A 22,624-nucleotide genomic window follows, 5' to 3' on the forward strand; every position below is an offset into this window, starting at 1 on the left:
ACAGGATTCGTCCATCATGTGGCAAGCACTCGCCAAGTCCTTTTTCGGCTCGTCCAACGACCGTTACGTCCGCTCGCTCGACAAGATCGTCGCGCGCATAAATGCCCTGGAAGAACAGCTCGAGGATTTCTCCGATGAGGAGCTGAAGGCGCAGACGCTCAAGTTTCGCAAGAAGATCGAGGAAGAGGGCAAGACGCTCGACGATATCCTGCCCGAAGCCTTCGCCACCGTGCGCGAGGCTTCGAAGCGCGTCATGGGGATGCGCCACTATGACGTGCAGATGGTGGGCGGCATCGTTCTCCACCGCGGCGAAATCGCCGAGATGAAGACGGGCGAGGGCAAGACGCTGGTGGCAACGCTTGCCACCTACCTCAACGCCATCGAGGGCAAGGGCGTGCACGTCGTCACCGTGAACGACTATCTCGCCCGCCGCGACGCGGAATGGATGGGGCAGCTCTATGGCTTCCTCGGCCTCACCACGGGCGTGATCGTGCCGAACCTGCCGGAGGCCGCCCGCCGCAAGGCCTATGCCGCCGACATTACCTACGGCACCAACAACGAATTCGGCTTCGATTACCTGCGTGACAACATGAAGCAGGAGCGCCGCCAGATGGTGCAGCGCCCCTTCAACTACGCCATCGTCGACGAGGTCGACTCGATCCTGATCGACGAAGCGCGTACCCCGCTGATCATCTCCGGCCCGACCGAGGACAAGAGCGATCTCTATATCGCGCTCGACACGCTGGTGAAGCAGCTGGTGAAGGACCAGGAAGCGCTGGAGAAGGAGCACGGCGACGAGCTGACCGACGAGGAAAGCTTCTACATCAAGGACGAGAAGACCCGGAACATCCAGCTCACCGAAGAGGGTGTCGAGGAGATGGAGAAGCGGCTGATCGCCGCCGGCCTGCTCGAAACCGACAATCTCTATGACGTGGAGAACACGCAGGTCGTCCACCACCTCGATCAGGCGCTGCGCGCGGTAGTGATGTTCAAGAAGGACACCGACTACATCGTCAAGGACGACAAGGTCGTGATCATCGACGAATTCACCGGTCGCATGATGGACGGCCGCCGCTGGTCGAACGGCCTGCACCAGGCAGCAGAGGCCAAGGAAGGGGTGGAAATCCAGCCCGAGAACCAGACCATGGCCTCGATCACCTTCCAGAACTACTTCCGCATGTATCCCAAGCTGTCCGGCATGACCGGCACCGCCGCCACCGAGGCGAGCGAGTTCTGGGACATCTACAAACTGAACGTCGTGGAAATACCCACCAACGTTCCCGTCGCCCGCATCGACGAAGAGGACGAGTTCTACAAGAACACGATGGACAAGTTCCAGGCCATCGCAAAGGCTATCAAGGAGAAGTACGACACCGGCCAGCCCGTGCTGGTGGGCACCGTCTCCATCGAGAAGTCCGAACTGCTCAGCAAGTTCCTCGAGAAGGAGGGTGTGAAGCACAACGTTCTCAACGCCCGCATGCACGAGAGCGAAGCGCACATCGTGGCGCAGGCAGGCCGCATCGGTGCCGTCACCATCGCCACCAACATGGCGGGCCGCGGAACGGACATCCAGCTTGGCGGTAACGTCGATTTCCGCATTGAGGACGAGCTGCGCGACATGGAGGACGGCCCCGAAAAGGACGCCGCGATCGAACGCATCAAGGCCGAAGTGAAGGAAGAACGCCAGCAGGTGAAGGACGCAGGCGGCCTGTTCGTGCTCGGCACCGAGCGGCACGAGAGCCGCCGCATCGACAACCAGCTGCGCGGCCGTTCGGGCCGTCAGGGCGACCCCGGCCTTTCGCGCTTCTACCTGTGCCTGGAGGACGACCTGCTGCGTATCTTCGGGCCGGACACGTTGTTCTCCAAGATGATGAACGCCAACCTCGAAGACGGCGAAGCCATCGGCTCCAAGTGGCTCTCCAAGGCCATCGAGACTGCCCAGAAAAAGGTCGAGGCGCGCAACTACGAGATGCGCAAGCAGGTCGTTCAGTACGATGACGTGATGAACGACCAGCGCAAGGTGATCTACGAACAGCGTAGCGAGATCATGGATTCAGAACGCGTGGACGACGTCGTGCTCGACATGCGTCAGGACGCCATCGGCTCCATCGTCACCGAAGCCTGCCCGCCGGGTTCCTATCCCGAGCAGTGGGATGTCGCCGGCCTCAAGGAGAAAGTCGCCGAAGTGCTGGGCCTCACCCCGCCGATCGACGACTGGATGGAAGAGGACGCGGTCGAGCCCGAACTGATCGAGGAGCGCCTGCAGGACCTCGCCGAACAGCGCCTGACCGAGCGCACGGCGGAAATCCCCGAGGAAAGCTGGCGCCGGGTGGAAAAGTCCATCCTGCTGGAGCGTCTGGATTATCACTGGAAGGAACACCTCGCGACGCTCGATGCGCTGCGTCAGGTCGTGTTCCTGCGCGCCTATGCGCAGAAGCAGCCGATCAACGAGTACAAGCAGGAAGCCTTCGGCCTGTTCCAGACCATGCTGGATACCCTGCGCGAGGATGTGACCAAGGTGCTTCTTACCGCGGAACTGCGCCCGGCCGCCCCGCCGCCGCCGCGCGCCTTGCCGGACCTGCCCGATTTCCTCACCGGCCATGTCGATCCTTTCACCGGCGACGACAACAGCAACGACGGCGACGGGTCGGAACGGATGCAGCCGCTGTTCGGCACGCTGGCGAGCTCGCCCGTGGCCAGCACCGGCACCGCCGGTTCGGCAGAGCGCGAGAATCCCTATGCGGACAAGAACGTCAGCCGCAATGCGCCGTGCCCCTGCGGATCGGGCAACAAGTACAAGCATTGTCACGGCGCCGTCGCCTGACGGCTTGTGTGATTGCACAATACCGATAGCATGGGGGCGAAGGAGAGCCCCCATGCCGTCAACTTGCCGTAATTTCGCTGTTTCTCTTGGCGCGCTCGCCATGGCGGCGTGCTCGGCCAACACATCGCCTGCGCCCGTCAGCTACTCGCAGGTGGACATGGGCGAATACATCATGGCCGCCGTTCTCAGCCCCGCGCGCCCTGCTCAAGACATGGCGCGCGACGAGGCGCGCAAGCCCGAGGAGATCGTGACTTTCGCCGGCGTGCAGCGCGGCGATGTCGTGGCGGAAATCGCGCCCGGCGGCGGCTACTATACGCGTATCCTCTCGCAGACCGTGGGGCCGGAAGGGAAGGTCTATGCCCTGATGCCAGCCTTCTTCGCCAATCGCCCCGGCGGTCTCGACGGAATCAACGCGATTGCCGAGCAATACGGCAATGTCGAAGTGGTCGTTGTCGAGGGCTACGACACGCTCTCGCTGCCGGAGCAGGTCGATCTTGTATGGACGACCGAGAATTATCACGACCTCGCCAACGCCAAGGTCGCGGCGACCAATTCCTGGGCTTACGGCGCGCTGAAGCCGGGCGGGATCTATTTCGTGGAGGACCACGCCGCGCCCGGGACCGGCCTTTCCGCCACGTCGACATTGCACCGCATCGACCCTGCCGCCGTGCGAGAGCAGGTAACAGGCGCCGGCTTCACGCTGGAGGCTGAGAGCGATTTGCTCCGCAACCCGGCTGACCCGCACATCGTCAGCCCGCGCGATTTCGACGGGGTGAGCGACAAGTTCGCCCTGCGTTTCAGGAAACCGCGATAATTTTTTTCGGATATCGGGAACCCCGCCCGGAAACGCGCATTACGCGATGACAAGGCTGCGCTTTCTCCCTGGCCGACGGGTCAAAGAAGCGCGGCCTTTTTCATGCGCGCTTTCGGCGCGGCATGGTTCCGTCGATGGGTTGGAAAATGGCTCCCCGAGTAGGATTCGAACCTACGGCCAAGTGATTAACAGTCACCTACTCTACCGCTGAGCTATCGGGGAGCAGCCCGAAGGCGAGCCGCGCGTATATGGGGCGCGATTCCGTTTGGCAAGAGCCGATTTTCAGGTTTTTCAGGTGACGAACTGTTCGGCCACGATCCGCTCGTCCAATGCCTGGTGTGGATCGAACAGAAGCGTCATCTCCATCTCGCGCGCCACTTCGATATGCACCTCAGCCACGTCGCGCACTTCCTTCGAATCGGCCACGGCGGCAACGGGACGCTTGGCGGGCTCGTTCACGCGGAAGCGCACCTTGCTGCGATCGGGCAGGATGGCCCCGCGCCAGCGCCGCGGGCGAAACGGGCTGATCGGGGTGAGGGCGAGCATGTTCGAATCGAGCGGCAGGATCGGGCCGTTTGCCGACAGGTTGTAGGCGGTGGAGCCGACCGGCGTGGAAAGCAGGATACCGTCACCCGCCAGTTCGGGGATACGCACGCGGCCGTTCACGGAAATCTCGATCTTCGCGGTCTGCCGGGTTTCACGCAGCAGGCTGACCTCGTTGATGGCGCAATAGGTGCACGTCTCGCCGGTCTGCTTGGTGACGGACATGCGCAACGGCAGGATCGGCATGGCCTTTGCCTCGGCAAGGCGCTGGGTCAGACCGCTGGCGCCATGATAACGGTTCATCAGGAAGCCGACCGTGCCCAAGTTCAGGCCAAAGACCGGGCGAATGTTCCCGTCGTCCAGCATGTCGTGCAGCGTATCGAGCATCGTGCCATCGCCGCCCAGTGCGATGAGAGCATCGGCCTCTTCCTCCGGCACGAAATCGTAGCGTTCGCACAGCTCTTTCGCGGCTTTTCGCGCGCGGTCGCTCTGGGAATAGACCAGGCCAAGCTTTTCGAATTTCTGGTGATCGCCTGCCACGAACTGTCTCCTCCCGCCGTGATGGCGCCGACACTATGAAGCAGCGTCCCGATTTGCAACGAGAGTGTCTGCCTGCAAGACATGTGACCACCGTTGGTCCTAGAGCATCGCCATGCCGATACCCGCCCAGATACATGAACGCAGGCGCAGGATAGACCGTCGCCGCAGCGAACCGCACCCCGTCAGCGAAGACCTGGCCGAGGCGCTGAACGATGATGCACTCCACATCCTGTTCCAGCCCCAGTTCGCCAGCAGCGACAATGCACTGGCAGGGGCAGAGGCGCTGGCGCGGTGGGATCATCCCCAGCATGGCTTGCTGGCGGGCGATTCGCTGGTGGCGATTGCCCAGTCGGGCGGCATCACCCGGCGCCTGGCGCGGCACATCGCTCGCGCGGCGCTGGAAACGGCAACGGGGTGGCCGGAGACACTGCGGCTGTCGCTGAACGTCACCGCGATGGACCTGTTCGACCGGACTTTCGGGGAAGACCTGATGGCGATGTTAGCGGAAACCGGCTTTCCGGCAGAGCGCCTGACCTTGGAAATCACCGAGCAGGCGCTGGTTGCCGATCTCGATCGCTCGGCCGAACGCCTGCGCGCACTGGCGGATCACGGAATACGGATCGCGCTAGACGATTTCGGGGCGGGCTTCTGCAATTTCCGATACCTGAAGGTGCTGCCGCTCGACGCATTGAAGCTGGATCGTTCGATGATCGACGGAGTGGCCAGCGATGCCCGCGACCTTGCCGTGCTGCGCGGGATCGTGGCCATGGCAAGTGCACTGGATATCGCCGTGATCGCCGAGGGGGTGGAAACCAGAGCGCAGCGCGACGTCGTGACGGCTGAGGGATGCGCCGTCTGGCAGGGGTATCTGGGCGGCAAGCCCATGTCAGCGCGCAGGCTGGTGGCGCTGGCGGAAAGCTAGGCTGTCTTCTTCTCGGCCTTGCGCACGATGCCGCTCAGGCCCTTGGTCAGCTGGAACAGGCCGTTGAGGCGGCTTTGCGGATCGCCCCAGGCGCGGTTGATCTGCAACTTCATGTCCGGGCGCAGTTTGGCCGTGCCTTTCAGCCTGTCGACATAGGCAACGAGGCCCACGGGATCGGGGAAGTTGTTCTCGTGGAACGTCACCAGCGTACCGCGCGCGCCCACCTCGATCTTGGCGATGCAGGCCTGAATGGCCTGGGCCTTGATTTCGATCAGGCGGATGAGGTTCTTGGTCGGCTGCGGCAGTTCGCCGAAGCGGTCGATCATTTCCGCCGCCAGTGCTTCGACCTCGCCTTGTCCTTCGGCCTGGTTCAGGCGGCGATAGAGCGCCATGCGTACAGCGAGATCGGGCACGTAGTCCTCGGGAATCATGATGGGCGCATCGACGGTGATCTGCGGGGAAAGGCCCGTGCGGTCCGCCTCCAAGCCCACGTCGCCCGCCTTGGCGGCCATGATCGCGTCTTCCAGCATCGACTGGTAAAGTTCGAAGCCGACTTCCCGAATGTGCCCCGATTGCTCGTCGCCCAGCAAGTTGCCCGCGCCGCGAATGTCGAGGTCGTGGCTGGCGAGCTGGAAACCTGCGCCCAGTGAATCGAGATCGCCCAGCACTTTCAGGCGCTTCTGCGCCACTTCGCTGAGTGCGGTATCTGCCGGCGTGGTCAGGTAGGCGTAGGCGCGGATCTTGGAACGGCCCACGCGACCGCGCAGCTGGTATAGCTGGGCAAGGCCGAACCGGTCCGCGCGGTGGATGATGATGGTGTTGGCGCTCGGCAGGTCCAGCCCGCTTTCGACGATGGTGGTGGAGAGCAGCACTTCGTACTTGCCCTCGTAGAAGGCGCTCATCCGCTCCTCGATCTCGCCCGCGCTCATCTGCCCGTGCGCCGCCACGAATTTCACCTCGGGCACCGTTTCGCGCATCCAGTCTTCCAGGCCCGCCATGTCGGAGATGCGCGGCACCACGATGAAACTCTGTCCGCCGCGATGGTGTTCGCGCAGCAAGGCCTCGCGGATCACCATGTCGTCCCACTCCATCACGTAGGTGCGAACGGCGAGGCGATCGACGGGCGGCGTCTTGATGGTGGAAAGCTCGCGCAGGCCCGTCATCGCCATTTGCAAGGTGCGCGGGATTGGCGTGGCGGTGAGAGTGAGCACGTGCACGTCGGCGCGAAGCTGCTTCAGCTTCTCCTTATGTGTGACGCCGAAGCGCTGTTCCTCGTCAACGATCACGAGACCCAGGTTCTTGAACTTCGTGTTCTTGGAAAGGATCGCGTGGGTGCCGATCACGATATCCATGTCGCCCGATTGCAGTGCGTCACGCGTGTCCTTCATCTCCTTGGCGGAGACGAGGCGCGAAAGGCGGCCGATCTTCAGCGGGAAGCCGGAGAACCGATCCGAGAAGTTCTGGAAGTGCTGGCGGGCGAGCAAGGTGGTGGGCGCCACCATTGCCACCTGCTGCCCGTTCATCGCCGCGACGAAGGCCGCACGCAGCGCGACTTCGGTCTTGCCGAAGCCCACGTCGCCGCAGACGAGGCGATCCATCGGCTTGCCGCTTTCGAGGTCGCGCAGCACGTCGGCAATCGCCTGTTCCTGGTCCTCGGTTTCCTCGTACTGGAAGCGGTCGAGGAACTGGTTGTAGCTGGCTTCTTCGGCCTCCAGCACCGGGGCCTTGCGCAGGGCGCGGCGGGCGGCGACTTCCATGAGTTCACCCGCAATGGCGCGGATGCGCTCCTTCAGGCGGGCGCGGCGTTTCTGCCATGCCTCGCCGCCGAGACGGTCGAGCGGCGCGCCTTCCTCGGAAGAACCGTAGCGCGACAGCACGTCGAGGTTCTCGACGGGAATGTAGAGCTTGTCGCCGCCTGCGTATTCCAGCATCACGCAGTCGTGCTGGCTCTTGCCCACGGCGATGGGTTCAAGGCCAAGGTACTTGCCGATGCCGTGGTCGATGTGGACCACCAGGTCGCCGCGCGACAGTGCCTGCAATTCGGCAAGGAAGGCGTCGGCGTCCTTCCTCTTCTTGCGACGGCGCACGAGGCGGTCGCCCAGCAGGTCCTGCTCGGTGACGACCTCTATCTCGTCGTTCGCAAAGCCTGTGTCGAGCGGCAGGACCATCGCCGTCGGGCGCCCTTTCGCCGCTGCGCCCAGCGCTTCCTGCCATGTCTCTGCGAGGCCCACGGGCGTTCCGGCTTCCTCGATGATCGAGGTGATGCGGCTGCGCGATCCGGTGGAATAGGTTGCCAGCAGCGGGCGCTTCCCGGCCTTGCCGAGCTCCTTGAAATGCGCCGCGGCGGCTTCGTACACGTTCTGGCCTGCGGATCGTTCAGGCGTGAAATCGCGGGCGGAGCGGAACCCGAAGTCGACCACCTTGTCGCTCTGAGGCTCGGCGAAGATCGAGGTGCGGTGGATTGGCCATTCGGCCATCGCACCGCCGAACTCGTCCTGCGTCAGGTAGAGCGATTGCGGATCGAGCGGCCGGTAGCTGCCCTTGGCCTGCCCAGAAATATCGCCGCGCTGGCGGTGATAGTCGGTAATGTCCTTCAGCCGTTCCTCGGCCGCTGGCAGGGCGCCTGCATCGATGACCAGCACATCGTCCTTGCCGAGGTGATCGAACAGCGTGGAAAGGCGATCCTCGAACAGCGGCAACCAGTGCTCCATGCCCGCCATGCGCCGCCCGTCGCTCACCGCTTCGTAGAGCGGATCCTGCGTGGCGTGCGCGCCGAACATCTCGCGGTAGCGGCTGCGGAAACGCTTGATGCTGTCCTCGTCCAGCAAGGCCTCGCTTGCGGGCAGCAGCAGGTGGCTGTCGATGCGTTCGGTGGTGCGCTGGGTGCCGGGATCGAACAGGCGCAGGCTCTCCAGCTCGTCTCCGAAGAAATCGAGGCGAAGGCCTGCTTCGAGGCCGCTGGGATAGATATCGACGATGGAGCCGCGCATGGCGAATTCGCCTGTATCCACCACGGTATCGACGCGGGTGTAGCCCTGTCGGCGCAGCAGCGCGGCCAGGCTTTCATGGCCGATTTCGGTGCCCACCTTGAACTCGCGCACCGCCTCGCGAATGCGGAAGGGTGTGAGTACGCGTTGCAGCAGCGCGTTGATGGTGGTGACGACGAGCTGGTTCGACTTGCTGCCCGATTGCAGTGAATGGAGCGCGGCAAGCCTGCGGGCGCTTACCGAAAGCGCGGGGCTGGCGCGGTCATACGGCAGGCAGTCCCACGCGGGGAATTCGATCACGTCCAGTTCGGGCGCGAAGAAATGCGCCGCGTCTGTCACGGCGCGCATCGCGGCATCGTCTGGCGCGATGAAGACGGCGCGCTTCTTCGCCGCGCGGGCAAGATCGGCCAGCACCATGGGCTGCGCCCCGCGCACCACGCTGGAAAGCGTCAGCGGAGACTTGGCTGACAGGATACGGGAAAGATCGGGCATGAAGTCTAGGAAAGGTTCGAAGCGGCTGAGTGGTTCCGCCGCGCCTTGCCCTTAGATCTTCACATAGTCCAGCTTGCGCATGGCATCCATTTGCGGCCCGGCGAATTCCTCCGGCACAGGCTGCGTGCCCAGCGCCCAAGCCATGACGTCCACATCGTCGCGGTCCAGCAGCGCCTCGAACCAGGCAAGGCCGGCCTCGCCCCACTCTGCATGGTAGCGATCGAAGTAGCCGCCGAACATATAATCGGCTTCGCGCGTGCCGCGATGCCAGGCGCGGAAGCGGGCGCGATTGAGACGGGTGGGAAGGTCGGCTTGTGCGGTCATGTGAAAACGGGGCCCCTCAGGCGAGAGGCCCCGTCTAGTCGCTATGGCGCGCCGATCAAGGGTGCGTGTGGGTGTAAAGCGTGGTCGAGCTCTCGACCATCGCATCCATCTCGTCGCCGAGTGCTTCCATCTGCTCCTCGCCTCCGACCATTTCGGTCAGCGCTTCCATGAAGGCCACACGGCCTGCCGGGGCGTGGCTGTCGAATGACGCCATGCCGCCCGGCATGTCGGCCACGGTGATGATATCGTAATCGGGGTTCATCATGATCCAGTGGATCGTTTCGGGCGAAGCACCGGAAGCTTCGCGCGCGGGGTTGATGTAATTGGTCATTACTTCGAGCCATCGTTCCTCGTCTGCCCCGTCGGCAAATTTCAGCATGGTTACCGCGTAGGTGGTGCGTGGCTCTTCTTCTTCTTCTTGGGCCGCTGCGGGCAGTGCAGCCAGTGACATTGTGGCAGCACAAGCAATAAAGGTAATCTTTTTCAGCATGGTAAGTCCCCCTGTTACTTTTCCGGATTGGAAAAGTACTTCGCATGATGCGACCCCGCCAAAGTATTAACACGAATGTTCGTGATCGCCTAAGAATGAAATGCCACTGGTGGATAAATGGCGCAGGCGGAGCTTCGCATGGGGAAGGCTAGGCGCTAGAGCGAACAGGCCATGCGCCCGGAAATCCTCATCCCCCTGTTCGCCGAGACGGACGGCCTCGAAGGCATCGGCCCGAAGCTGAAAAAGCCGCTGGAGAAGCTGGGCCTCACCCGCGTGCGAGACGTGCTGTATCACCTGCCGGAGCGTTTCGTGGTGCGCCGCGCTGTCACCGATCTCGACGATGCGAACGTCGGGGAGCAGGTGGTCGTCGCGCTGAACGTTGTCGAGCATCGCGCCAGCCGGTCTCCGCGCGGGCCGTACCGGGTGATGGCGACCGACGCGAAGGGGAACGTCTGCGCGCTCACCTATTTCGGGCGCGCCAGCTATACCGCGAAAAAGCAGTTGCCGGTGGGCGAGAAACGCTGGGTGGCGGGCCGCCTCGACCAGTACGATCAGATGCTGCAGATCGTGCATCCCGATCACGTGGCGGAGAAGTCCGAGCAGGCGATGGGGCAGATGGTGGAGCCGATCTACCGCCTGTCCGAAGGCCTGACCCAGCCGCGCGTGGCCAGCCTTGTCGAACAATCGCTGGCCCGTGCGCCGGACCTGCCCGAATGGATCGCCCCCGGCACGTTCAAGCGCGAAGGCTGGCCTTCGTGGCGCGAGGCTATTGCACAGGCGCACAAGGGAGAGAACGGCAAGGCGCGCGACAGGCTCGCCTACGACGAGCTTTTTGCCAATGCGCTGGCGTTGATGCTGGTGCGCGAAAGCAACCGCAAGCGGCGAGGGCAGCCACTCCAGGGGGACGGGCATCTTCGCGACAAGTTGCAACTGCCCTTCCCACTTACCGGAGCGCAGCGTCGCAGCATCGACGAGATCGCGGGCGACATGGCACAAAGCTCTCCCATGCTGCGCCTGCTTCAGGGCGACGTTGGCGCGGGCAAGACAGTGGTGGCGCTCGAATCCATGCTGGTGGCGGTGGAGGCGGGCGCGCAGGCGGCTATGCTGGCGCCCACCGAATTGCTCGCCCGCCAGCATTTCGAAACGCTGCGCGAAATGGCGCGGCCAACGGGCGTCGAAATCGCCCTGCTGACGGGCCGCGACAAGGGCAGGGCGCGCGAATCCATCCTGATGGGCCTGCTCGATGGCTCCATCGACATCGTCGTGGGCACCCATGCGATCTTCCAGCAGAGCGTGGCCTACAGGAACCTTGGCCTCGTGGTGATCGACGAGCAGCACCGTTTCGGCGTGTCGCAGCGTCTTATGCTGGCGCAGAAAGGCCGCGTCACGCCGCATACGCTGGCGATGACGGCGACGCCGATCCCCCGCACGCTCGTCTTGGCGAATCACGGCGAGATGGAAGTCAGCCGCCTCGACGAATTGCCGCCGGGTCGGCAGGCGATCGACACCCGCGTGCTGCCGATAGACAGGCTGGAGGATATAGTTGCCGCCGTCGGTCGCCACGTAGAGAGCGGCCAGCAGGCCTACTGGGTCTGCCCCATGGTGCGCGACAGCGAGACGATGGACGACGATATTGCCGCCGCCGAAGCGCGCTTTGCAGGTTTGAAGGAGCGGTTCGGGGACGATGTGGTACTGGTCCACGGCCAGCTCGCTCCCGAGCAGAAGGACGCGAGCATGGCGCGCTTTGCCGCGGGCGAAGCCAAAATACTGGTCGCCACCACGGTGATCGAGGTGGGCGTCGACGTGCCCGATGCGACGCTGATGGTGATCGAGCAGGCCGAACGTTTCGGGCTTGCACAGCTCCACCAGTTGCGCGGACGCGTGGGGCGGGGCAGCGAGAAATCGACATGCCTGCTGCTGCGCTCCAACGAACTCAGTGAAACGGGCAAGAAGCGCCTCGAACTGATGAAGAGCAGCCAGGATGGCTTCCTGCTGGCGGAGGAAGACCTGAAGCTGCGCGGCGGCGGCGAATTGCTGGGCACGCGGCAGAGCGGGGAAGAAGGCTTCTCCATCGCCACGCTGGAACAGGTGACAAAGTTGCTGGAAATGGCCAACGCCGATGCCAAGATGCTGGTGGAGCAGCAGCGCGGGCTGGCGAACCCGGAACGCGGCGAAGCGGCACGCACGGTGCTCTACCTGCTGGAGCGCGACTGGGGGGTGCAGACCCTGCGCGGCGGATAAGGCGAAAATACCCGATTGCGCGGCGCGAAAATCGGCGTAATCAACGCGTTCCGGCTGGTCGAGCAGGAAGGGCCTGCTGCAAGCCTGGTGGAATCCTCCATTATATGATCTTTGACCGGGTCAAACCGCTCGATGCCATCCTCGCGACGGCACAGCGCAAATCCCTGCATCGTTCGCTTTCCGGCCTCCAGCTCATGCTGTTCGGCATCGGATGCATCATCGGCACCGGCATTTTCGTCCTGACTGCCGCCGGGGCGCAAAAGGCGGGACCGGGCCTGATGCTGGCCTTCATTATCGCCGGGGCCGTCTGCATCGTCGCCGCTTTGTGTTATGCCGAGGTGGCCGCCATGATCCCGGTTGCGGGATCGGCCTACACCTACAGCTATGCCTCCATGGGCGAGTTCCTTGCCTGGACCGTCGGCTGGGCGCTGATCCTGGAATATGCCGTGGCGGCCAGCGCCGTCTCCGTCGGGTGGTCCGGCTATTTCAGTGGGACGATATTGCAGGAATTCTTCGGGATAACCTTGCCGCCCTGGCTCGCCGCAGGGCCGCTTTCGCTGGGCGGCGCGCCGGGAGGTTTCATCAACCTGCCCGCGCTGGTAATCGCGCTGCTCGTCACCTGGCTGCTGATGATCGGCACCAGCGAAAGCGCCAAGGTCAACGCCGTGCTCGTGGCGATCAAGGTCGCCGCGCTGACGGCCTTCATCGCCCTCACGCTCACCAGTCCTGAATTCGATGCCGAGCGGTTCAATCCTTTCTTGCCCGCAGGGTTCGGTGGCAGCTTCGGCAGCGGCCTTGGCGCGGTGGGCGCGGCGGCGACCATCTTCTTCGCCTATGTCGGCTTCGATGCCGTTTCCACAGCGGCGGAGGAAACGAAGGACCCGCAGAAGAACGTGCCTTTCGGCCTGATCGGTTCGCTCTTGTTCTGCACCGTGTTCTACATTTTGGTGGCCGCAGGGGCCATCGGCACCATCGGCGGGCAGCCGATCATGGGGCCGGACGGGATTCCCTTCCCGGCCGGCAGCGAGGAGCTGGCCCGCCAGTGCGCCATGCCGCAATATGCCGCCGCGCTGGTGTGTTCGGACGAGGCTCTGGCCCACGTCCTGCGCCAGATCGGCTTCTCCGGCATCGGCAACATGCTCGGCATCGCCGCCTTCCTCGCTCTGCCGTCGGTCATCCTCGTGCTGATCTTCGCGCAGACGCGTATCTTCTTCGTGATGAGCCGCGACGGCCTGCTGCCCGAACGCCTCAGCTCCGTGCACCCGCGCTGGAAGACGCCGCACATCGTCACCATGATGACGGGCCTGGTGGTGGCCATCGGCGCGGCGTTCTTGCCGGTCGGTCTGCTGGCGGACTATGCCAACGCGGGCACGCTCTACGCTTTCTTCATGGTGGCTGTGACGGTGATGGTGCTGCGTCGCAAGGACCCGGCCCGGCACCGGCCATTCCGCATGAAAGGCGTATGGATCGTCGCGCCCCTGACGCTTGCGGGTTGTCTCTACCTCTATCTCAATCTGCCGTGGCAAGCGATTGCCGTTCTTCCGGCCTGGGGCCTGATCGGTGTGCTGATCTACCTCGGATACAGCCGCCGGCGCAGCCATCTGGGCCGCGGTAGCGTGGAAGTGGTGGACGAGGTAGCAGGGGAGGAAACCATGATCCCCATCCATCCACCGGCACAGGGCGGCTAGGCGGGCGGCATAGCTTGCCAAGCGCGCGGACGTCGCTAGTCTCCTGCGAAACCAGTTTTCGCAGGAGTCCCAGCCATATGAACCGCCTCATCGCGACCACCGCGCTCGCCCTTTCTCTTGCCTTACCGCAGGCGGCTTTCGCTCAGGATGCCGAGGAGGACTTTACCGAGCTGCGCGAAGAGGTGTGGCAGTGGACGCTGGACAATTCGCCGTGGCTCACCACCAGCATCGGCGATCGGCGCAACGACGGCGAACTTGACGATCCCTCGCTGGAGGGGTTCGAGGAGCGACTGGGCGAAACGCGCACATTCCTCGCCCGGCTCGAAGCCATCGACGAGGATGCGCTGCCCGATAATCTTGCCATCGATTACGCGCTGATGGCGCGCGATTTTCGCGATACGCTGGAAGCGGCCGAGTTCGATCACACGCGCTACATCACTTTTACAAACCGTGGCGGACCACAAGGGGCGATCTCGGGTCTGCCCTATTCGTCCCCGCTGTTCACGGTGGCCGATTACGACAGCTACCTTTCGCGCATTGAGGCATTTCCCGAATACATCCAGGCATTTATAGCCCGCAATGAAGGTGGTATCGAACGCGGCCTGACCCAACCTTGCGAGCCGATGGAGGGTTACGAAGCCTCCGTCTCTGGACTGATCGCGGAGAGCCCGGAGGCTTCGGTCTGGTGGCAGGCGTTCGAAACGCGCCCCTCCGCCATTTCGGAAAGCGACTGGGCCGACCTGCAGGTGCGGGCGCGAACGGCAATCAGCGAAGGCGCGTTCGAAGGGCTGGGCACATTCCTGGAATACTACGAGGAAGACTACGCGCCCAACTGCCGCGCCGGAGCCTCGCCCGGCATCGGCGAAACCCCCGGCGGGCAGGAATACTACGCCTACCGTGTGCGCAGCTTCACCACGACCGAGATGACACCGCAGGAAGTGCACGACCTCGGCCTGTCGGAAGTGGCGCGCATCAGGACGGAGATGGAAGCCGTTGCCGCAGAAGCGGGTTTCGACACGCGCGAAGCCTTCATCGAGCACTTGCGCACCGATCCGCAGTATTACCCGACCGACGAGGAAAGCTATCTCGAATACACCGCCGCGCTGGCGAAAGAGATCGACGGGTGGATGCCGCGCCTGTTCGGCACGCTGCCGCGTCTGCCTTACACGGTGCAGCCAATTCCGGCGGCCAGCGCGCCGGGCAACACCACCGCCTATTACGAAAGCGGGTCCATCGCGACGGGACAGCCGGGAATCTACCGCCTGAACCTGACCGAGCTGGACCAGCGCCCGCTGTGGGAACTGCCCGCGCTGGGCGTGCACGAGGCGGTGCCGGGGCATCATCACCAGATCGCCTTGCAGCAGGAACTCGATATCCACCCACTGCGCGCGAACGGCACGTTCTTCACCGTCTTCGTTGAGGGCTGGGGTCTCTATTCCGAGCGTCTCGGCATCGAGATGGGCCTCTACGATACGCCCGCGAAGGAAATGGGCCGCCTGTCCTACGAGATGTGGCGCGCATCCCGCCTCGTGGTCGATACGGGAATCCATGCGCTTGGGTGGACCCGGCAGGAGGCGGTCGACTTCATGCTGGAGAACACCGCGCTCTCGCCCGGCAACATCAGTGCAGAGGTCAACCGCTACATCACCTGGCCGGGGCAGGCGCTGGCCTACAAGCTGGGCGAGCTGAAGATCCGCGAACTGCGCACCCGGGCGGAGGAAGCCCTGGGCGACGCATTCGACCTGCGCGCCTTCCACGATACCGTGCTGGAAAACGGTTCTGTCCCACTCGACGTGCTCGAAGCCCACGTGGACGAATGGATCGCGGCCGAACTGGCGGCCTAGGCTTTCCTACTTCGCGGGAGATCGGATAGGGTGGGGACATGCTGTTTCCCATCCTCTCCGCCGCAGAAATCAGGGCTGCGGGGCCTCCCGGCTTTTTGGAGCCAGGACAGTGTTCCATGTGTTCCAGGTTAGTTGGAAAGACGGGTAATCGGGGAGTTGCCGCCGGTTCATCTTGCCTGCCCTACGCCGCGCCCCTAAACGGCACCCAGTTCTCGATACAAGGTGTCAGTCCGCAAAGTGATCCTCTCCCCATTCGAATGGACCATTGCCAAACGCTACATGCTGCCGGGGCGCAGCGAAGCGGTGATTGCGCTGGTGGCAGGCATTTCCATCACAGTGGTCATGCTGTCCGTCGCCATGCTCGTCATCGTGATGAGCGTGATGAACGGCTTCCGCGCCGAACTGCTGGACCGCATCACCGGGCTGAACGGCCACGCGGTAGTGCAGGCCTACGGCGGCAGGCTGGAGAACTGGGAAGACGTGCTTGAGGAAGTGCGCAGCACGCCCGGCGTGGTCGAAGCGTCGCCCTTGATCGAACAGCCGCTACTCGCGACCTACAATGGCAGGGCCGAAGGCATCTTCGTTCGCGGCAACACGCCCGAAGACCTGGAGGATATGGCCGAGAACGTGCTGGTCGGCGACATGTCCAGCCTGCAACCCGGCGCCCGTAACGTCGCCATCGGCTCCCGCTTGCAGCAGAACCTCGGCATCCGGGTGGGCGACACGATCACCATCATCAATCCGCAGGGCCGCCCGACGCCGTTCGGCACCGTGCCGCGCCAGATCGGCTACACTGTCACTGCGGTGTTCGAGGTTGGCCTCTATGACTTCGACGAGCGCTTCGTGGTGATGCCCATCCCTGAGGCGCAGACGCTGCTGATGATCGGTGATTCCATTTCCATGATCGAAGTGCAGACCGAGGATGCGGACCGCGTCACCGAGATACTCGCGCCCGTCGCGGAAAGCCTTTCTGGCCGCGCCGTGGTGACGGGCTGGCAGGACATGAACGCCAGCCTGTTCGAGGCCTTGCAAGTGGAGCGGGTTGCCATGGCCTTTGCGCTGGGCATCATCGTGCTGGTGGCGGCCTTCAACATTCTGTCCTCGCTGGTGATGCTGGTGCGATCGAAGACGCGTGACATCGCCATCATGCGAACCATGGGTGCGACGCGACGAAGTCTGCTCAAGATATTCGTCACCACCGGTTCCATCGTCGGCGTGATCGGCACCCTGTCGGGCGTCTCACTCGGCCTGCTGGTGCTGCTGTTCCGCCAGCCCATCGTGGAAGGGATCAGCACTGTCTTCGGTGTGGAATTGTGGGACCCCTCCGTGCGCTTCCTGACAGAACTGCCTGCGCGGACCGACCCGATAGAGGTGATTGTCATCGCAGGGGCAGCCATGGGCCTCTCGTTCCTCGCCACGCTCTACCCGGCGTACCGTGCGTCGAACACCGATCCAGTCGAGGTCCTGCGTTATGAATAGTCCGGCACCCGTCATTGCCCTGCGCAACCTGACGCGCAGCTTCGAACAGGGCGGCGTGCGTATCGACGTGCTGCGCGGCGCGAACCTGGAAATCGCGCCGGGAGAGATCGTGGCGCTGCTCGGGCCCTCGGGTTCGGGCAAGTCAACGCTGTTGCAGGCCGTCGGCCTGCTGGAGGGCGGGTTCTCGGGCCAGATCCAGCTTGCAGGCACCGAGGCGAGCGATCTTGATGCCGCCGGGCGCACGACCTTGCGCCGCGAGCACCTGGGCTTCGTCTACCAGTTCCACCACCTGCTCCCCGATTTCAACGCGCGCGAAAACGTTGTGCTTCCCCAGCTGCTACTCGGCACGAAACGCAAGGATGCCGAGGCAAGGGCGGACGAGTTGCTGACCGCTCTCGGGCTGGAGCACCGACTCGATCACCGTCCCAGCCAGCTATCGGGCGGCGAACAGCAGCGCGTTGCCGTGGCACGCGCGCTGGCGAACCGGCCAAAGCTGGTGCTGGCGGACGAGCCGACCGGCAACCTCGACGAGAAAACCTCCGACCGCGTCTTGTCCGAATTCCTCGACCTGGTGCGCGGGCAGGGTAGCTCTGCTCTCGTCGCCACCCACAACGAGCGGCTCGCTGCGCGCATGGACCGGGTGGTCCGCCTGCATGACGGGCGCATCGAATAGGGAAACTCGCGGGCGGCACGGGCGTTGATCGGATAAAGGAGGAATATTCCATGACCGACCATCCCAGCACTTATAGAGCAGAAGACACGCACCGCCCCGGCATCCAGTGGGACGACCGCGCCTTCCTGCACCATGTCGGAGACGGCGGCGGCGTGCTGGATGGCGCGAAGTCCATTCGCGACGGCACCTTCGCGGACATGATCCGCCACATCATGATGATGCCGGAAGACAGCCAGAAGAATTACTACATCCAGAAAGCCGGCGACCGGAAGTTCGAGTATCAGGAGATCGTCAATCTCTACAACAGTGAGAACTTTCCGCGCGGCGATTGACTTGCCGGACGGGCGGTGGGGAGCGGGTCGTAAATTCGGTCTCGTCTACCGCCCAAGGTCCGGGTAACTTTCCTATGGTCCCTCGGGGATAGATCGCACAACTGTTTACCGAGGAACTGCCTTGCTCGAAGCGCTGAACACCTGGATCCTTGCGCAGGGCGCGCAGTACAACGTGAATCCCTATATTTTCGGGGCGATCTACATAGGTGCGATCCCGTTCTTCTTCGCTTCCATCGCATGGCTGGTGAAACGGGCGAGGGCCGGGCGCTCCACTGTTGCGCCCACGATGCTGGCCGGCTTCTTCTTCGTGTCTGCCTATCTTTATCTCGCCGTTTTCGGACAGGACATCCCTGTATGGGTGTGGATTTTCCTTGCGGCCCTGATCGCTTACGGCGCATGGTCAACCATCCGCGACACCCGCCGGAAAATCGCCGCTGCAAAAGCCGACGATGCGGGGGACAGCGCGGCCTGATCGCTTGGCGAATCCGGTGCAAATGCGCATACTGCGCCGATGCCGTTTTCGCCTTTCGTCCCCCTTCGCGTGCTTTCCAGTTACTCCATGCTGGAGGGCGCGATCGATCCCAAGGCAATCGCAAGGCTGGCGAAAGAAAAGGGCTTTCCTGCCATCGCTATCTGCGATCGCAATGGCCTCTACGGCTCCAGCATGTTCGCCGGGGCCTGCAAGGGTGAGGGCATCCAGCCAATCGTGGGTACTTTGCTGGGCGTGCTGGCGGACGATGGTGAGACGGTCGACCACCTGCCCCTGTTCGCGCAGGACGAGGATGGCTGGAACAACCTGTGCCACCTCGTCTCCGCCGCGCACCTTGATCGACCGCTGGAACGCATCCCGCACGTCGGCATAGGGGAGTTCGAAGGACATACCGATGGCCTAATCGCGCTGAGCGGAGCGAGCGAAGGGGCGATCACACGCCTGCTGGCCAACGGCAAAGAGCGCAAGGCGCACGAGCTGGCGGATCGGCTTTCCGCCCTGTTCCCGACGCGCTTCTACATAGAGTTGGCCCGGCGCGGCAACACGGTGGAGGAAGCGGCGGAAGAGGGACTGATAGACCTTGCCTACGCGAAGAGCCTGCCGCTCGTCGCCACCAACCCCGCCAATTTCGCAGAACCGCACATGCACAGCGCGCACGACGCGATGTTGTGCATCGCGCACTCGAGCCAGATCGACAGCGAAGACAGGCCCACCTCCAATCCGGAAGCCTACGTCAAGTCGGCATCGGCGATGGAAGAGCTTTTCGCCGACCTGCCCGAAGCGACTCAGAACACGCTGGTCATCGCCCAGCGCTGTGCATTCGCCCCACCACGCCGCACGCCGATCCTGCCTAGCCTTGCGGGCGATCTCGAAGGCGAGGAACGGATGCTGGAGGAGGATGCGCGCCGTGGACTCGCCGCGCGTTTGGAACAGTACGGAGAGCTCTCTGACGAGGAACTGAAGACTTATACCGACCGGCTCGACTACGAAGTCGGCATAATCAAGAACATGGGCTTTCCCGGCTACTTCCTGATCGTTGCGGACTTCATCAAGTGGGCAAAGGCGCAGGGGATTCCGGTTGGTCCAGGCCGTGGTTCGGGTGCCGGTTCGCTGGTCGCATGGGCGCTGACGATTACCGATCTCGACCCCATTCGCCTCGGCCTGCTGTTCGAGCGTTTCCTGAACCCCGAACGCGTATCCATGCCCGACTTCGACATCGACTTCTGCGAAACCCGGCGCGGCGAGGTTATACGCTATGTGCAGGAGCGGTACGGCAAGGACAAGGTCGCCCAGATCATTACCTTCGGCAAGATGAAGGCGCGCGCCGTGCTGCGCGACACGGGCCGCATCCTTCAAATGCCCTATGGCCAGGTGGACCGGCTCACCAAGATGGTGCCCAACCACCCGACAGATCCGTGGACCTTGCCGCGCACGCTGAACGGTGCCGCCGATTTCAAGCGTGAGTACGACAACGACAATCAGGTCAAGCGATTGGTCGATCTGGCAATGAAGCTGGAAGGCTATCCGCGCAATTCCTCAACCCACGCGGCCGGTGTTGTGATCGGGGATCGACCGCTCAGCCGGCTGGTTCCGCTCTACCGCGATCCGCGCTCGGACATGCCGGTGACGCAGTTCGACATGAAGCACGTGGAGGATAGTGGGCTGGTGAAGTTCGACTTTCTTGGCCTGAAGACGCTTTCGGTCCTGCGCAAGGCGGTGGACCTGCTCAAGCGGCGCAACATTACCATCGATCTCGATACGCTGGCGTGGGATGATCCCGGCGTGTTCGACCTGCTCAAGCGCGGTGATACCGTGGGCGTGTTCCAGCTGGAATCGGAAGGCATGCGCCGCACGCTGACGGCGGTGAAGCCGACCAAGTTTGAGGACATCATCGCGCTCGTGTCGCTCTACCGGCCCGGCCCGATGGACAACATCCCCAGCTTCGGCAAGCGCAAGGCGGGCGAGGAAGAGATTGTCTACCCGCACGAGAAGCTCGCGGGCATCCTGGAAGAGACCTACGGCATTTTCGTCTACCAGGAACAGGTCATGCAGGCCGCGCAGATCCTTGCTGGATACTCGCTCGGGGACGCAGACCTGCTTCGCCGCGCGATGGGCAAGAAGATCCAGGCCGAAATGGACGCTCAGCGCCTGCGCTTCTGCGAAGGGTGCAAGGAAGTCAGCGGAATCGAGAAGGACGAGGCGAATCGCCTGTTCGATTTGATCGACAAGTTCGCCGGCTACGGTTTCAACAAGTCACACGCTGCCGCTTACGCCTTGCTCAGCTACCAGACGGCCTGGCTAAAGGCGCATTATCCGGAAGAGTTCTACGCTGCTTCCATGTGCTTCGACATGCACCAGTCGGAGAAGCTCGCCGTGTTCGTGGACGATGCACGGCGTAACGGCGTCGACCTGCTGCCCCCAGACATCGCCCGGTCCGAAGCAGAATTCTGCGTCGAGGAGACCGACACCGGCCATGCCGTTCGCTATGCGCTGGCTGGCATTCGAAACGTCGGCGAGCGGGCGATGGAAATGGTAGTGGCGGAGCGCGAGGCGCACGGCCCGTTCGAAAGCCTGCAGGATGTGTTCAAGCGCCTGCCCGCAGGTTCGATGAACCGCAAGCAGCTCGAAGGCCTGGCAGGCGCGGGCGCGTTCGACAGGTTCGAGCCGAACCGCGCGAAAGTGCTGGCGAACGCCGACATGCTGCTTGCAGTAACCGATGCCGCCAATCGCGATCGCAGCAGCGGGCAAGCAGGGCTTTTCGGCGGAGAGGACGATGCGGAGCCGGACCTGCGGCTGGTGGAGGCAGAGGCCTGGCCAAGGTCGGAGCAGATGAATGTCGAGAAGGACGTATTCGGGTTCTATTTCGCTGCCCATCCGGTGCAGGAATTCCGTGAGGTCGCTTCCGCGAACGGCGCGCGCAGCTATGCCGCGCTGATGGAAGGCGGGGTCGACGGCGGACGGGCGCCCGCGGTGATGGCCGCCATGGTCGAAAGTGTAAACAAGGGCCGCACGAAGCGCGGGGCCGAGTTTATCCGCGCTGATTTCTCCGATTCATCGGGCCAGTTCAGCGCTGCCTGTTTCGAGGAATCGCTGGTCGACAGCTTCGTGCAGTGGGCGCAGGACGGAACTTGCGTGCTGCTGAACGTCGAGCTTGATTCACCCAATCCCGACGATCCGCCACGCGTCACAGTCCGCGGGGCGCGTCCGCTTTCGGAAGTGAAGAGCTCGGCCAAGATGCAATTGACGGCCGACGTGCACCAGCCCGATGCTATTGCCGCACTCGCGGAAATGCTGGAGATTGGCCGTGCCGGTCATGGCGAAGTCGTGTTGCACCTGCGTCTCGGCGAGGAACACGAGCCGAAGATGCTTCTGGGAAGCGACTTCAAGCTCGGTGGTGACATGGTGGACAGGTTGTCCGCCATTCCCGGCCTCAGTAATGTTGCACTGACGCCCATTCGCGGGGTTGGTCACCTGCGGCTCGTCGCCTGATCTTGCACGATACCGCAAGGGCGCGGCGGAGGCCTCTTCGCTGACAGCGCAAACAGAAAGGGCCGGGATTGCTCCCGGCCCTTTTCGTTGTTCGGTCCTGTGTGGACTTACATGCCCGAGCCCGGACCGTAAGTGATTTCCACGCGGCGGTTCTGCAGTTCGCGCACGCCGTCTGCGGTGGGCACGCGGGGCATGCTTTCGCCGAAGGCTTCGCTGGAGATGCGACCGCCCGGAATGCCGCGACCGGTGAGGTATTCGCGGACCGAGGCGTTACGACGCTCTGCCAGACCCATGTTGTACTCGACCGAGCCGGAGCGGTCGGTGTGGCCGGCCAGCATGATGGCTGCGGTACCGCAATCGCCGTAGGCGGTGATGGCGGAGTTGAGCACGGTTGCTGCTTCCGGAGTGATGGTGGACTCGTCCCAATCGAAGAACACGATGTAGGGGCCCTG

Annotated in this window: 16 protein-coding genes and 1 tRNA gene; 11 read left to right on the forward strand and 6 right to left on the reverse strand. The window is 63.5% G+C overall.

Annotated elements, in window-relative coordinates:
• Nucleotides 1–16: 16 nt before the first annotated feature.
• Together secA and D4Q51_RS00730 are read left to right on the forward strand one after the other, a co-directional pair.
• Nucleotides 17–2,824 carry a preprotein translocase subunit SecA gene (secA, locus tag D4Q51_RS00725; RefSeq protein WP_120075556.1) on the forward strand — a complete coding sequence of 936 codons (2,808 nt, stop codon included), beginning with the start codon at nt 17–19 and terminating at the stop codon, nt 2,822–2,824.
• Nucleotides 2,825–2,876: 52 nt separating this feature from the next.
• Complete coding sequence (locus D4Q51_RS00730; protein WP_162925077.1) at nt 2,877–3,638, forward strand: class I SAM-dependent methyltransferase; 762 nt, start codon at nt 2,877–2,879, stop codon at nt 3,636–3,638.
• A gap of 147 nt (nt 3,639–3,785) precedes the next feature.
• Here the strand turns inward: D4Q51_RS00730 and D4Q51_RS00735 are convergent.
• Nucleotides 3,786–3,860: transfer RNA gene (locus tag D4Q51_RS00735), tRNA-Asn, on the reverse strand.
• A gap of 69 nt (nt 3,861–3,929) precedes the next feature.
• Entirely contained in the window at nt 3,930–4,721 is a 792-nt protein-coding gene (locus D4Q51_RS00740; RefSeq protein WP_120075560.1) for an NAD kinase, read from the reverse strand.
• A gap of 112 nt (nt 4,722–4,833) precedes the next feature.
• Here D4Q51_RS00740 and D4Q51_RS00745 point away from each other — a divergent pair, with 112 nt between their 5' ends.
• Nucleotides 4,834–5,643, forward strand: a complete 810-nt coding sequence (locus tag D4Q51_RS00745) for an EAL domain-containing protein (protein WP_120075563.1) — start codon at nt 4,834–4,836, stop codon at nt 5,641–5,643.
• On the opposite strand, the gene mfd is transcribed toward D4Q51_RS00745, so the two are convergent.
• Genes mfd through D4Q51_RS00760 form a run of 3 tightly spaced genes read right to left on the reverse strand, consistent with a single transcriptional unit; the run spans nt 5,640 to nt 9,897 of the window.
• Nucleotides 5,640–9,122 carry a transcription-repair coupling factor gene (gene mfd / locus D4Q51_RS00750; protein ID WP_120075565.1) on the reverse strand — a complete coding sequence of 1,161 codons (3,483 nt, stop codon included), beginning with the start codon at nt 9,120–9,122 and terminating at the stop codon, nt 5,640–5,642. The two genes, D4Q51_RS00745 and mfd, sit on opposite strands and share 4 nt — an antisense overlap.
• A gap of 51 nt (nt 9,123–9,173) precedes the next feature.
• Nucleotides 9,174–9,446: an FAD assembly factor SdhE gene (locus D4Q51_RS00755; RefSeq protein WP_120075568.1), complete on the reverse strand. Its 273-nt coding sequence runs from the start codon at nt 9,444–9,446 to the stop codon at nt 9,174–9,176.
• A 55-nt stretch (nt 9,447–9,501) separates the two neighbouring features.
• Nucleotides 9,502–9,897 carry a hypothetical protein gene (locus D4Q51_RS00760; RefSeq protein ID WP_120075571.1) on the reverse strand — a complete coding sequence of 132 codons (396 nt, stop codon included), beginning with the start codon at nt 9,895–9,897 and terminating at the stop codon, nt 9,502–9,504.
• Nucleotides 9,898–10,107: 210 nt separating this feature from the next.
• On the opposite strand from D4Q51_RS00760, the gene recG reads away from it, so the two are divergent.
• The 8 genes from recG (at nt 10,108) to dnaE (ending at nt 22,172) form a co-directional block, all read left to right on the forward strand.
• Nucleotides 10,108–12,177, forward strand: coding sequence for an ATP-dependent DNA helicase RecG (gene recG / locus D4Q51_RS00765; RefSeq protein ID WP_120075573.1), 2,070 nt, complete (start codon nt 10,108–10,110; stop codon nt 12,175–12,177).
• A 104-nt stretch (nt 12,178–12,281) separates the two neighbouring features.
• Nucleotides 12,282–13,865: an amino acid permease gene (locus tag D4Q51_RS00770; protein ID WP_120075576.1), complete on the forward strand. Its 1,584-nt coding sequence runs from the start codon at nt 12,282–12,284 to the stop codon at nt 13,863–13,865.
• 77 nt (nt 13,866–13,942) lie between these two features.
• Entirely contained in the window at nt 13,943–15,709 is a 1,767-nt protein-coding gene (locus D4Q51_RS00775; protein WP_120075578.1) for a DUF885 domain-containing protein, read from the forward strand.
• A gap of 237 nt (nt 15,710–15,946) precedes the next feature.
• Nucleotides 15,947–17,188 carry a lipoprotein-releasing ABC transporter permease subunit gene (locus D4Q51_RS00780; RefSeq protein WP_120075580.1) on the forward strand — a complete coding sequence of 414 codons (1,242 nt, stop codon included), beginning with the start codon at nt 15,947–15,949 and terminating at the stop codon, nt 17,186–17,188.
• Entirely contained in the window at nt 17,181–17,861 is a 681-nt protein-coding gene (locus D4Q51_RS00785; RefSeq protein WP_120075583.1) for an ABC transporter ATP-binding protein, read from the forward strand. The genes D4Q51_RS00780 and D4Q51_RS00785 overlap by 8 nt, the downstream gene beginning before the upstream one ends.
• A gap of 50 nt (nt 17,862–17,911) precedes the next feature.
• Nucleotides 17,912–18,193: a hypothetical protein gene (locus D4Q51_RS00790; RefSeq protein WP_120075585.1), complete on the forward strand. Its 282-nt coding sequence runs from the start codon at nt 17,912–17,914 to the stop codon at nt 18,191–18,193.
• A gap of 121 nt (nt 18,194–18,314) precedes the next feature.
• Nucleotides 18,315–18,665 carry a hypothetical protein gene (locus tag D4Q51_RS00795; protein ID WP_120075587.1) on the forward strand — a complete coding sequence of 117 codons (351 nt, stop codon included), beginning with the start codon at nt 18,315–18,317 and terminating at the stop codon, nt 18,663–18,665.
• A 39-nt stretch (nt 18,666–18,704) separates the two neighbouring features.
• A complete protein-coding gene (dnaE, locus tag D4Q51_RS00800) occupies nt 18,705–22,172 on the forward strand; it encodes a DNA polymerase III subunit alpha (RefSeq protein ID WP_120075590.1) in 3,468 nt (1,155 codons plus the stop codon).
• A 107-nt stretch (nt 22,173–22,279) separates the two neighbouring features.
• Here dnaE and D4Q51_RS00805 read toward each other — a convergent pair.
• The coding region (locus D4Q51_RS00805) for an OmpA family protein (protein ID WP_162925078.1) at nt 22,280–22,624 on the reverse strand (345 nt) is incomplete at its 5' end.

The sequence above is a fragment of the Aurantiacibacter odishensis genome (assembly GCF_003605195.1).
Classification (GTDB): domain Bacteria; phylum Pseudomonadota; class Alphaproteobacteria; order Sphingomonadales; family Sphingomonadaceae; genus Alteraurantiacibacter; species Alteraurantiacibacter odishensis.

Coding starts and splice junctions, on each gene's coding strand:
- D4Q51_RS00760 (WP_120075571.1), bottom strand. CDS start 9,897: ATGTCACTGGCTGCACTGCCCGCAGCGGCCCAAGAAGAAGAAGAAGAG.
- D4Q51_RS00775 (WP_120075578.1), top strand. CDS start 13,943: ATGAACCGCCTCATCGCGACCACCGCGCTCGCCCTTTCTCTTGCCTTA.
- secA (WP_120075556.1), top strand. CDS start 17: ATGTGGCAAGCACTCGCCAAGTCCTTTTTCGGCTCGTCCAACGACCGT.
- D4Q51_RS00730 (WP_162925077.1), top strand. CDS start 2,877: ATGCCGTCAACTTGCCGTAATTTCGCTGTTTCTCTTGGCGCGCTCGCC.
- D4Q51_RS00785 (WP_120075583.1), top strand. CDS start 17,181: ATGAATAGTCCGGCACCCGTCATTGCCCTGCGCAACCTGACGCGCAGC.
- recG (WP_120075573.1), top strand. CDS start 10,108: ATGCGCCCGGAAATCCTCATCCCCCTGTTCGCCGAGACGGACGGCCTC.
- mfd (WP_120075565.1), bottom strand. CDS start 9,122: ATGCCCGATCTTTCCCGTATCCTGTCAGCCAAGTCTCCGCTGACGCTT.
- D4Q51_RS00770 (WP_120075576.1), top strand. CDS start 12,282: ATGATCTTTGACCGGGTCAAACCGCTCGATGCCATCCTCGCGACGGCA.
- D4Q51_RS00745 (WP_120075563.1), top strand. CDS start 4,834: ATGCCGATACCCGCCCAGATACATGAACGCAGGCGCAGGATAGACCGT.
- D4Q51_RS00755 (WP_120075568.1), bottom strand. CDS start 9,446: ATGACCGCACAAGCCGACCTTCCCACCCGTCTCAATCGCGCCCGCTTC.
- dnaE (WP_120075590.1), top strand. CDS start 18,705: ATGCCGTTTTCGCCTTTCGTCCCCCTTCGCGTGCTTTCCAGTTACTCC.
- D4Q51_RS00790 (WP_120075585.1), top strand. CDS start 17,912: ATGACCGACCATCCCAGCACTTATAGAGCAGAAGACACGCACCGCCCC.